Consider the following 10,023-nt stretch of genomic DNA (forward strand, 5'->3'; position numbering starts at 1 on the left):
CCCTGGTCGCCCGTCAGACGAACACGACGCAGGAGGCCGCCGGCGCCTCGATCGCGCCGCCCCGCACCGGGACCCCGCTCTCCGGGTCGACGGTGAACCAGGTGACGTCGCCGGAGCGCTCGTTGGCCACGTAGAGGTGCCGGCCGTCGGGGTGCAGGGCGAGGGCGCGCGGCCAGTGGCCGCCGCAGGGCACGGTGGTGACCAGGGTCGCCGCGCCGCCCGACGGGTCAAGGGCGAGCACGGAGAGGCTGTCGTGGCCCCGGTTGGCGGCCCAGGCGAACCGTCCGTCCGGAGAGACGACCAGTCCGGAGGGGTACGTTCCGGCCGCCTCCGCCCCCTCCGGCAGCAGCCGGCACTCCCCCAGCGGCGTCAGAGCGCCGCGCGCCCCGTCCCACCGGCAGACCGTCACCGCGGGGTCGAGTTCGTGGATGACGTAGACGTGGTGGCCGTGCGGGTGGAAGGCGAGGTGGCGCGGGCCGCTGCCGGGCCGGAGCGGCACCTCGTCGTGCACGGCCGGCGCCCCGTCGGCCGGGTCGGCGAACGCGCAGATCCGCACGGAGTCGGTGCCCAGGTCGACGCTGAGCAGCCACCGCCCGTCCGGAGCGGGTGCGACGGCATGGGCGTGCGGCCCCTCCTGGCGGTCGGCCTGCGGCCCGCTGCCCTGATGGGCGAGCACCCCGGCCATGCCGCCGAGCGCACCGTCCGCGCCCACCGGGAGCGTACTGACGCTGCCGGAGCTGTAGTTGGCGGTGACCAGGCGCCCCTCCACCAGGGCGAGATGCGTCGGATCGGCGCCGCCGACGGGGACGGCGGGGCCGAGCAGTTCGGGCCCACCGGGTGTGAGGAGGAAGGCGGCCGCGGCCCCCTCGGCGGTCTCGCTGACCGCGTACAGCCGCCGGCCGTCCGGATCCGGCACCAGATAGGAGGGGTTCGGGACGGCGTCGGTGGAGAGCAGGACGGTGAGCGCCCCCGTCTCCGGGTCGACCGCCGCGGTGGTGATCCCCCGTCCCCCGTTCGTGGTGAACGACCCGATGTACGCCCGCCGCCCCGGCGCCGCACCCTCCGCCTCCGCGCCCACTTCGCCCGCCACCGCCCCGTCCGTCACCGCTCCACCCTTCGTCCGTCGGGCCGTCGCGCGCCGGCCCGTTGCGCGCCGGGATGCGCCACGCACCCGGCGTACGTATCCCTTACCGCGGGGCACGGCGGACACGCCAGTACGGACGCCGCCGGTACGGACACCGCTGGGCCGGGACCGCCGGTCAGGCCCCGGCGAGCGGGGAGGGCCGGGTGCTGCGCAACGGAGCGGCCAGGTCGGACAGGGCCCGCTCCAGGCCGTGCAGGTGGGCGAGTGCGGGCTCTGGCACCGCGTACTCGGGCACCGCCCCGGTCTCGGCGGCGGCGCGGGACCGGCCCGGTGTGGTGAGGGCCTCCACGGCGGCCTCCACCCGCCAGCACGCGGCGGCCAGCCGGTCGTCGTGCGAGGCCTCCGGGTCCGCGGCGATCGAGGCGAGCCCGCGGACCTCCCGGGCGCAGTCGTCGAGCAGCGCCAGTACCCGGCGCGCCTTCTCCTTGCGGCCGCGCAGCGGGCTCAGCGGGTGCACGAGCGGGGCGAGGGAGAGCCGGACCCGGCCGAGCAGCAGTTCCAGTTCGGCGATCCGCGGGGTGGGATCGGCGGTCCTCGAACCGGCGAGCCGGGCGGCGGCCTCGGTGGCGCAGGCGTGCACACAGCGCAGGGCGCGCTCGATCCAGGCGTCCGTGGTGGCGTGCGTGGTCACCGGCAGGACGAGCAGGACGGCCAGTGCCGCGCCGAGCGCGCCGACGCCGGTCTCGGTGAGCCGGAGGGCCAGCAGGTCCGGGGTCAGGACGCCGAGGAGCCCGTAGAGCAGACCGGCCATCACCGTCACCGCGAACATCATCCAGGTGTACGAGACCGGGGCGGTGTAGAAGATCCCGAAGACGCAGAGCGCGATCAGGGCCACGGAGGGGACCGCGGCGCCGTGCAGGGGGATGGCCACGACCGTCCCGGCGGCGATGCCGAGGACGGTGCCGAGCACCCGGCGGAAGCCGCGGACCAGGGTCTCCCCCCGGGAGGCGGTGTTGACGAAGATCCACCAGGTGGCGCCGACGGCCCAGTACCAGCGCTGGTCGGAGAGCACCTGGCCCGCCAGGAGGGCGAACCCGCCGCCGAGCGTCGCCTGGATCGCCTGGCGGGTGGTCGTACGGGCCAGTCCGGTCCCGGACGGCGGCGCGGGCGCGGCGGCCGGCGGCAGCTTCCGCTCGTAGCACCAGAGCCCGAACCGCACGGCCGAGGACATGGCGATCGACAGCGCGACGGCGCCGTAGAGCTCGACGAGCTGGCCGGGCACCGTGTGCAGGAACTGCGTGGCGAAGAACATCATGAACGCGAACACCCCGAGGGCATGGCCGCGCGGGCCCCAGCGGCGGGCGTAGACCCCCAGGCCCATGACCGCGAGGAAGGCCGCGTCCCGGGCCGGCGGGAGGTCGTGCAGGCCCGCGGCGAGTGCGAGCACCGGGAAGCCGACGGCGGGCAGCAGCAGGGTGGTGACGGCCTGGCCGCGGACCGTGGCGTCGGTGACGGTGAAGAGGGCCAGCAGTGCGGCGAGCCCGCCGGTGACGGCGGCGACCAGGGAATGCCCGGCCAGGCCGCAGGCGGCGACCGCCAGGGCGATGCCGAGGACGGCCCGCACGGCGCTGCGCAGCCGCAGCCACCCCGGGTCCGGAGCCACGAACACCCTCTTCAGCACTGCTTCCCCACCCTTCGACGGTCCGGCATGACAAAGGCGCCGCGGGGATCCGCAGCGCCATCGACCCCACCATCAGAGCATCCCTCCGGCGAATGGCTCAACAGAGGTCGAAATCGCTGTGCCATTGGCCCACCCGGTGGCATCCATTCCGGTTCCGAGGAGGTCCAATGGCCGGGCCGCGCGGGACGGCACGCGGGATGTCCGCGCTGGCCGGTGCCCTGCCGGAGTACGCCGACGGGCCGGCAGCCGTCTCACCCGGCGGCCCGGATGCTGGGCCATTGGTACATTCACCGGCAGAGTCCGCCGACCGTGAGGAGGCCGTGGACCGTGCCCGTGGACGCCCTGGACGCCAAGATCCTCCGGCTGCTGCTGGAGCAGCCGCGCACCAGCGTGCGGGAGTACGCCCGGCTGCTCGGCGTGGCGCGGGGCACCGTGCAGGCGCGGCTGGACCGGCTGGAGCGGGACGGCGTGATCACGGCGTACGGACCGCGGCTGTCGCCCGCCGCGCTCGGCCATCCGCTGCTCGCCTTCGTGCACATCGAGGTCACCCAGGGCCATCTGGAGGAGGTGGCCGACGCGCTCGCGGAGGTGCCGCAGATCATCGAGGCATTCTCGACGACCGGCGGCGGCGATCTGCTGACCCGGGTGGTGGCCCGGGACGCGGCGCACCTGGAGGACGTGATCCAGCGGCTGATCAGCCTGCCGGGGGTGGTCCGCACGCGGACGGAGATGGCACTGCGCGAGCGGGTGCCGCACCGGATGCTGCCGTTGGTCGAGGACGTGGGCGGGACCGCCCGGCAGCGGTGAGCCGGGCCGGCGTTCGGCGTTCGGCGTTCGGCGTTCGGCGTTCGGCGTTCGGCGTTCGGCGTTCGGCGTTCGGGGCGGAACGCCTTGGCATGCTGGAGGGCATGAGTGCCTCCCCCACCTCCCCGGTCACGCCCACCCCGGTGATCTTCGATCTCGACGGCACGCTGGTGGACAGCGAGCCGAACTACTACGAGGCGGGGCGCCGGCTGCTGGCCGGCTACGGCGTGCCGGACTTCGGCTGGGAGCAGCACGCCCGTTTCATCGGCATCGGGACGCGGGAGACGCTGGAGATCCTCAGCGCGGAGCTCGGGATCGACGCGCCCGTGGACGAGCTGCTCGCGGGCAAGAACCGGCTCTATCTGGAGCTGGCGCGGGCGCACACCGAGGTCTTCCCGGAAATGCGCCGCCTGGTCCGGCTGCTGTCGGCGGCCGGGCATCCGATGGCGGTGGCGTCCGGTTCCTCGCGGGCCGCGATCGAGGCGGTGCTGGCCGGGACGGGGCTCGACGGGCTGCTGACGACGGTCGTGTCGGCGGAGGAGGTGGCGCGCGGCAAGCCGGAACCCGATGTGTTCCTGGAGGCGGCGCGCCGGCTGGGGGCCGCGCCCACGGACTGTGTGGTGCTGGAGGACGCGGCGCCCGGTGCGCTCGCGGCCGCCCGGGCCGGGATGCGGTGCATCGCGGTCCCGTACGTGCGCGGCACGGCCGACGACCCGGGTTTCGCGGGCGCCGGGCTGCTGTTCCGGGGCGGCCAGCGGGAGTTCACCGCCCGGGCCGCGTACGCGTGGCTGGGGCGGGCGGCGCAGCGCCCGGCGGAGGAACCGGCGGGGGAGACCGCGAGGCCGTCCTGACGGAAGCGCCGGACGGCCACGCTCCGGCCGGTCTGCGGCGCGGAGCGTGGCCGTCCCGGTCACCCGGCCCGCGGCGGGGTCACTCCAGGCCGAGCGACTTGCAGGCGGAGGCGAGGTCGTCGGCGCAGAGCAGGTCGACCCGGACCAGGCCGTCGCGGACGACGGTGTCCTTCAGGTTCTTCCGGTTGACCAGCTGCGCCTTGAACAGCCGGGCCGGAATGGCGGCCTTGCTGCTGCTGGTCGCGGTGGTGGACGTCAGCGAGCTGATCTTCTTGCCACGGAGCAGCCGGAAGGCAATTTCTGCCGCCGTTTCGGCCTCCGGCCGGACTTCCTTGTAAATGGTGAAGGACTGGGTGCCGGCGATCACCCGCTGGAGGGCGGGGAGTTCGGCGTCCTGGCCGCCGACCGGAATGTTCTTGAGGCCCGCCGACTTGAGCGCCTCGGCGATACCGCCGGCCATACCGTCGTTGGCGGAGTACACCGCGTCGAATCCCTGCGGGCCGCGCGCCTTGATGACGTCGGACATCTTCTTCTTGGCGGTCGCCGCGGACCAGTCGGGGATGTCCTTCTCATACACGATCTTGTGGACCTTGCCGTCGAGGACGTCATGTGCGCCCTTCTTGTAGGACGGCGCATTCGGGTCGGTCGGCGAGCCGTTCATCATGACGATGTCGGAGTTGGCCGCCTGCGATCCGAGAGCGGCGAGAATGCCCTCTCCCTGGAGCCGGCCGATCTTCTCGTTGTCGTAGGAGACATACGCCGCGACGTCGCCCTCGGCGAGCCGGTCGTAGGCGATGACCTTGACGCCCTTCTTGGCAGCGGCGTCCACCCAGCTCTTGGCCGCCCGGGAGTCGACCGGGTCCAGGATGATGACCTTGACGCCCTTCTTCACCATGGCGTCGAACTGCTGTTTCTGGGTGCCGACTTGCTGCTCGGCGTTGCGGTAATCGACTTTGCATTCGAGGCAGAGGGAGGCCACCCGCGACGTAATGATGCGGCGGTCGAACTTCTCGTATCGGTCCGCTTTGTTCTCCGGGAGGAGCAGACCGATGGAGTCCTTGCCGGCACCCGCGTCCTGGTGATCTTGGCCGCAGGCCGCCAATGGCGCCGCAAGAGAAAGCGCCATTGCGCCGGTGAGCGCACGCCGCATTATTGCATTCATTTTTTCGGTACCTCCCATGGGGCCGCCTGACCCGGCCCAGAACGGCTGAAGTGAACGCCACCACCTGCCCGGTAGTCAAGAATCGAAGCAATAACGATGCGAAGGTGGGGCACGAGTTGAGACTCCGAAGTGAGAAGGAGTCCGGATACTCGGAGTGAGCCTTTCGCCCCCTATCAGCCCGCCAGGACTTCAACCCGCCCCTTCTGGGCCGGAGTTGTCCGATCACGCTGAGTGAACATCAACTTCGCTGTTATGTACATCGAGGCGACGACTCATCCCCTTTTTCCGAGAGGTGCACATGGCGAGCTGTCGACGCAAAAAGTCCGTTTGGCGAGAGAGGCGGTTTCCCAACCGCTTTCACTCCGCACTGCCCCTATTTCGGGGAAATGGCCTTTCACGCCGAAAGCGGGGACCCACCCGATGGACGGTCCCCCGATGGACGGTCAGTGGCCGATGGTGCGTGCGATGTCCAGGGTGAGCCGCTGCCACGGGTCGCGGGGGTCGCGTCCGGTGAGGTCGCCGATCCGGCGCAGGCGGTAGCGCAACGACTGCGGGTGGAGGCCCAGCCTGCGGGCGGCGGCGTTCGCGGAGCCGGTGTCGAGGTAGGCGGTGAGCGCGTCCAGGAGGTGCCGCCGGCCGGGGCTCAGGAGCGGATCGAGCAGCAACCGGGCGATCTGGTCGGGGGTGGTGGCGGGGCGGCCGGCGAGGAGCGCGAGGACCTGGGCGTCCCCGTCGGTGAGGAGGCGTGCGGGGTGGTGGGCGTGTGCGGGGGCGGTGTCCAGGGCGTCGGCCGCGAGGCGGTGGGCCACGGCGATCCGCTCCAGGCTCTCCCCGGAGATCGCGCAGCCGCGCAGCGCCCGCTCGTGCAGCGCCGCGGGCGCACCCCCTTCGCCGCCCGCCGGGAGCAGCAGGACGAGGCGGGATCCCCGTACCGTCGCCAGCGCGGCGACGTCGGACGCCCCCGCTCCCCCGTCACCGGTCAGCGCCGCGAGCAGCTCGTCCGCCAGCTCCCCGGAGACGGCCGGCCCGATCTCCGCGCCGGCCGGTGCCAAAGGCGCAGCGGCCTGACCCGGATGACTCGGCTCGGCAGGTTCGACCGGTTCGGCCACCAACAGGCAGTACGGGTCCGGGAGTTGGACGCCCAGACGGGCGGCCCGGCCGGTCAGGGCGCCGATGGAGGCGTGCCGCCCGGCGATCAGGTCGTCGAGGAGCAGCCGCAGCGCCCGGCCGCGGTCCCCCGCGAGGTCCTCGTTCGCGGCCTCGTAGGTCCCCGCCATCTCTTCGGCCAGGGTGTCCAGCGCGGTCAGCAGCATCCGGGTGAGGGCGAAGGCGTCCTCGGCGGTGGGCCGGGGCGTGCAGACCGCGATCTCGTCCGCGATGACGGTCGCCGCGACCCGGTAGGCCCGCAGTACGGCCTGTACGGGGCGGCCGTCGGCGGCCCGGGCCGCCGCGATACCGCGGAACCGGCGCAGATCGGCCGGCCCCAGCACGCCGTCCGTGGCCCACAGGTGCAGCAGCCGGTCCAGCGCCCAGGCGGCGATCGCCCGCACCTCCGGAAGCCGGCGGTCGTCGAGCGCCGCGTACGCCGGGACCTGCGCGTGCACCGCGTCGACGACGGCGTCGACGACACGGGGAGTGGCGGTCAGCTCCTGCCGGATCCGCTCGCGGTCGTTCATCACAGGGTGATAGTCGCAGCGGAAGAATGTGCGCACCACCGTGGACGGATCTTGTCACTGTCGCAAGGATCACGGGGACGGCCCGACGGCCCCGCGGTCGCGACGGACGCATCGGACCGGTGGGCCCCAGAAAGACGCGCACGAGAGAGGCGGGACGGCCGGATGGCGAAGCACTGGGCGGACTTCCAGTACGAGATCTACCTGAACGGCATGACGGGCGCGGTACCCCGGCTGCCGACCGATCTGACCCGGCTGGAGGAGCTCACCGAGCAGCGGCTGGGCCCCGGCCCGGTCGGCTATGTGGCGGGCAGTGCGGGCAGCGGCAGCACCGCGGCCGCCAACCGGGCCGCCCTCGACCGCCGGCGGATCGTCCCGCGGATGCTCCGCGACGTGCACGAACGCGACCTGTCCGTCGAGGTGTTGGGCCGCCGACTGCCGGCGCCGATGGCGCTCGCCCCGGTCGGGGTGCTGTCGATCCTGCATCCGGACGCCGAGCCCGCCGCCGCCCGGGCCGCCGCGGCACACGGCGTCCCGTACATCCTCTCCTCCGCCTCCAGCACCCCGATGGAGCAGGTCGCCGAGGCGATGGGCGACGGGGAGCGCTGGTTCCAGCTGTACTGGGCGAAGGACCGCGAGGTCACCAGGAGCTTCCTGCACCGGGCGAAGGCCGCGGGTTTCACCGCACTGTTCGTCACCCTCGACACCCCGCTCCTCGCCTGGCGGCCGCGCGACCTCGACCAGGCGTACCTGCCGTTCCTGCACGGGGTGGGCACCGCCAACTACTTCTCCGACCCCGCGTTCCGGGCCGGGCTCGCCAAGCCGGTCCACGAGGACCCGAACGCGGCCGTGCTGCACTTCGTCCAGATGTTCGCCGACCCCGCCAAGACCTGGCCCGACCTGGCGTTCCTGCGGGAGAACTGGGACGGCCCGATCGTGCTCAAGGGCATCCTGCACCCGGATGACGCACTGCGGGCGGCCGAGGCCGGCGTGGACGGCGTGGTCGTCTCGAACCACGGCGGCCGTCAGGTGGCCGGCTCGGTCGCCGCCGCCGACGCGCTGCCCCGCGTCGCCGAGGCGGCCGGCGACCGGCTCACCGTGCTCTTCGACAGCGGCATCCGCACCGGCGACGACATCGTCAAGGCGCTGGCGCTCGGCGCGCAATCGGTGCTGGTCGGACGCCCGTACGCATACGGTCTCGGCCTCGACGGCCAGGCCGGCGTCGAGCACGTGATCCGCTGTCTGCTCGCCGAGTTCGACCTCACCCTCGCACTGTCCGGGCACGCCCGCCCCGGCACGCTGACCGCCGACGACCTCACCACGGCGTCCGCGTAACGCTCGCCCCCCTTCCGCATGACCACCGCGGCGCGCACCGCGCCCGACACCGAGAGGCCCGCCATGAAGAACGTGCTCGCCGTCATCTCCCCGCACGTGGGCGGCCGCGCCGCCGGCGCCGCGCTGGCCGGCGTCTTTCCCGGCCACGCCCACGTCACCGTCGTCGAGAGCACCGACGAGGACCCCGCGGCGCTGGCCGCGGCGCACGTCATCATCACCGGCCTCGCCCCCGTGACCGCCGAACACCTCGCTGCGGCAGCGGAGTTGGAGCTGGTCCAGTGCGCCAGCCACGGCTTCGACTACGTCGATCTGGACGCCGCGCGCGACCGGGGCGTCCCGGTCTGCAACATCGGCTCCAGCGGCGCCGAGAAGCAGAACGTGGCCGAGCAGACCTTCGCCCTGATGCTCGCGCTCGCCAAGCAGCTGGTCCCCGCCCATACGGCGCTGACCGAGGCGGACTGGGCGCTGCCGCGTCTGCAGCAGTCGATCACCGAGCTGTCCGGGAAGACCCTCGGCATCGTCGGCCTGGGCCACATCGGGGTGGAGGTGGCACGGCGCGCCGTCGCGTTCGACATGAGCATCGTCTACGCCGGACCGCGGCCGGTCGACCCGGAGACCGCGGCCCGGCTCGGCGGGGCCCGCCATCTGGACCTGGACGAGCTGCTCCGCACGTCGGACTACGTTTCCCTGCACGCCCCGCTCACCGAGGCGACCCGGCACCTCCTCGACGCCGAGCGACTGGCCCTCCTGAAGCCGAGCGCCTTTGTCATCAACACGGCGCGGGGTGCCCTGATCGACCAGGACGCGCTGGCGGACGCGCTGGCCGCCGGGACCCTCGCCGGCGCCGGCATCGACGTCTTCGACCCCGAACCGCCCACCGCGGCCCTGCGGCTCCTCAAGGCCCCGAACGTCGTCCTCTCCCCCCACGTCGCGGGCGTCACGCGAGAAACACTGGTCCGCATCGCCCTGGCGGCCGTCGAGAACGTCGTCACCCATCTGGACGGCAAGCGGGTGCGCGACGTCGTGGGCTAGTCCCCACGTAGCCGTCTGTCCCGCCGCGGGGCTTGCTCGCCGTTGCGCTTTGCGGCGCCCCGTGCGTACCTGTCCGTCCCGCCGCGGGGCTCGCTCGCCGTTGCGCCTGGCGGCGGGCGTGGTGTTGTCGGGTGCGGTGCCGGCCCTCCAGACTTCGTCCTCCGGTCCAGCCCCTCCCGTGAGTGGGAGGTAAGAGGTGGTTGGGGGCGGGCCTCATCCGTTGCCTGCGGGCACATGGACGTCACGTGCACCCCCACCATCGTTTCCTTCTCCCCTCACGGGAGGGGACGGGCCGGAGGGGCCGGTTGTGTGGACGTAAAGCGTCAGCAGTCCACACAACCGGCCCCGGAGGCCCGTCACCGCACCCACAAACCACCCAGCCCGCCGCAGGCGCAACGGCG

The 10,023-nt window shown here is 73.2% G+C and carries 8 protein-coding genes; 4 read left to right on the plus strand and 4 right to left on the minus strand.

Annotation, left to right across the window (positions count from 1 at the left end; translation table 11 throughout):
• Positions 1-13: 13 nt before the first annotated feature.
• Entirely contained in the window at positions 14-1,078 is a 1,065-nt protein-coding gene (locus tag V2J85_RS23065) for a lactonase family protein (protein WP_330822623.1), read from the minus strand.
• Between the two features lie 181 nt (positions 1,079-1,259).
• Positions 1,260-2,765, minus strand: coding sequence for an FUSC family protein (locus V2J85_RS23070; RefSeq protein WP_330822613.1), 1,506 nt, complete (start codon positions 2,763-2,765; stop codon positions 1,260-1,262).
• A 327-nt stretch (positions 2,766-3,092) separates the two neighbouring features.
• On the opposite strand from V2J85_RS23070, the gene V2J85_RS23075 reads away from it, so the two are divergent.
• Both V2J85_RS23075 and V2J85_RS23080 read left to right on the plus strand, forming a co-directional pair.
• The gene (locus tag V2J85_RS23075) at positions 3,093-3,572 is read left to right on the plus strand and encodes an Lrp/AsnC family transcriptional regulator (RefSeq protein ID WP_261954497.1); all 480 of its coding nucleotides are present in this window, start codon (positions 3,093-3,095) and stop codon (positions 3,570-3,572) included.
• A 101-nt stretch (positions 3,573-3,673) separates the two neighbouring features.
• On the plus strand, positions 3,674-4,420 hold the full coding sequence (locus tag V2J85_RS23080; protein ID WP_330822614.1) for an HAD family hydrolase: 747 nt from the start codon (positions 3,674-3,676) through the stop codon (positions 4,418-4,420).
• Between the two features lie 79 nt (positions 4,421-4,499).
• Here V2J85_RS23080 and V2J85_RS23085 read toward each other — a convergent pair whose 3' ends face one another.
• On the minus strand, positions 4,500-5,582 hold the full coding sequence (locus tag V2J85_RS23085) for a sugar ABC transporter substrate-binding protein (protein WP_330822615.1): 1,083 nt from the start codon (positions 5,580-5,582) through the stop codon (positions 4,500-4,502).
• A gap of 443 nt (positions 5,583-6,025) precedes the next feature.
• Positions 6,026-7,258, minus strand: a complete 1,233-nt coding sequence (locus tag V2J85_RS23090) for a PucR family transcriptional regulator (protein ID WP_330822616.1) — start codon at positions 7,256-7,258, stop codon at positions 6,026-6,028.
• Positions 7,259-7,420: 162 nt separating this feature from the next.
• On the opposite strand from V2J85_RS23090, the gene V2J85_RS23095 reads away from it, so the two are divergent.
• Together V2J85_RS23095 and V2J85_RS23100 are read left to right on the plus strand one after the other, a co-directional pair.
• Positions 7,421-8,590, plus strand: coding sequence for a lactate 2-monooxygenase (locus tag V2J85_RS23095; RefSeq protein ID WP_330822617.1), 1,170 nt, complete (start codon positions 7,421-7,423; stop codon positions 8,588-8,590).
• An 18-nt stretch (positions 8,591-8,608) separates the two neighbouring features.
• Positions 8,609-9,622: a 2-hydroxyacid dehydrogenase gene (locus V2J85_RS23100; protein WP_261954502.1), complete on the plus strand. Its 1,014-nt coding sequence runs from the start codon at positions 8,609-8,611 to the stop codon at positions 9,620-9,622.
• The last annotated feature ends 401 nt before the right edge of the window (positions 9,623-10,023 follow it).

This window comes from Streptomyces bugieae (genome assembly GCF_036352915.1).
GTDB classification, from domain to species: Bacteria; Actinomycetota; Actinomycetes; order Streptomycetales; family Streptomycetaceae; genus Streptomyces; species Streptomyces endophytica.

Coding starts and splice junctions, on each gene's coding strand:
- V2J85_RS23080 (WP_330822614.1), top strand. CDS start 3,674: ATGAGTGCCTCCCCCACCTCCCCGGTCACGCCCACCCCGGTGATCTTC.
- V2J85_RS23090 (WP_330822616.1), bottom strand. CDS start 7,258: ATGAACGACCGCGAGCGGATCCGGCAGGAGCTGACCGCCACTCCCCGT.
- V2J85_RS23100 (WP_261954502.1), top strand. CDS start 8,609: ATGACCACCGCGGCGCGCACCGCGCCCGACACCGAGAGGCCCGCCATG.
- V2J85_RS23085 (WP_330822615.1), bottom strand. CDS start 5,582: ATGAATGCAATAATGCGGCGTGCGCTCACCGGCGCAATGGCGCTTTCT.
- V2J85_RS23095 (WP_330822617.1), top strand. CDS start 7,421: ATGGCGAAGCACTGGGCGGACTTCCAGTACGAGATCTACCTGAACGGC.